Annotated in this window: 2 protein-coding genes; one reads left to right on the top strand and one right to left on the bottom strand. The window is 73.0% G+C overall.

Translation table 11 applies throughout. The features are described 5' to 3' along the window. Positions 1-475: hypothetical protein (locus tag IF47_RS0126660; RefSeq protein WP_037733435.1), on the top strand; the 475-nt coding region annotated here is incomplete at its 5' end. Positions 476-488: 13 nt separating this feature from the next. Here IF47_RS0126660 and IF47_RS0126655 read toward each other — a convergent pair. Continuing rightward, a partial coding sequence (locus IF47_RS0126655) for an ABC transporter substrate-binding protein (protein WP_031511577.1) occupies positions 489-942 on the bottom strand: 454 nt, incomplete at its 5' end.

Here is a 942-nt window from a genome sequence, read left to right as displayed (position 1 = left end):
GGGCGAGCTGGTGCCTCTGCCCGAGCAGGACCGGGCCAACTGGGACCGCGACCTGATCAGCGAGGGGCAGGCACTCGTCCGCCGCTGCCTGCGCCGCGACCGGCCCGGCCCCTACCAGATCCAGGCCGCCATCCAGGCCGTGCACAGTGACGCGCCGACCGCGGACGCCACCGACTGGGCCCAGATCCGGCAGCTTTACGACCAGCTCATGACCCTCGCCCCCAGCCCGGTCGTGGCCCTGAACCGGGCCGTCGCCGTGGCCGAGACAGACGGCCCCGGGCCGGCGCTCGCCCTCGTGGACGCCCTCGAACTCGACGGCTACCACGTCCTGCACGCCGTCCGGGCCGACCTGCTGCGCCGCCTGGGCCGCGACACCGAGGCCGTACGGGCGTACGACGCGGCCATCGCGCTCGCGGAGAACCCGGCGGAACGCGCGTTCCTCGACCGCCGCAGGACAGCGCTCACCCGGCGCTGACCGGACGACCCGGTCAGGGACGCGAGCCGCGCGGATCCAGCTCCGTGAGCACATCGAAGTCGAGACCTTCGGCACGAGCCAGGTAGATGCGCTGGCGCACATGACTGTCCCTCAGGTGCAGCAGCCCGCGCGGGCCTTCGTACGACACCGCGCCCGCCGCCGCGCCGATCGCCGACACGTCCAGCGTCCCGGCCCTCCTCAGCAGCGCGGCCAGCAACAGCACGCCCTCGTAACAGGACTCGCCGAGACTGCCGAGTGCGGGTGCCTCGAGGCCGTAGCGGGCCGCGTACCGCCCGTGGAAGTCGAGGGTGTCCTGGTTGGCCAGCGAGGCGAAGAAACCGGCCGTGCTGTAGAGGTCCTCGGTGGCCGCCGGGCCGCTCGCCATCAGCATGTTCTCGTCCATCAGCGTGCTCAGCCGCAGACAGCGCGCCTGCAGGCCGAACGCCGCGAACGCCCGGTTGAAGCGC

This window comes from Streptomyces megasporus (assembly GCF_000718985.1).
Classification (GTDB): Bacteria; Actinomycetota; Actinomycetes; order Streptomycetales; family Streptomycetaceae; genus Streptomyces; species Streptomyces megasporus.
This window is presented reverse-complemented; position numbering and strand designations above follow the sequence as displayed.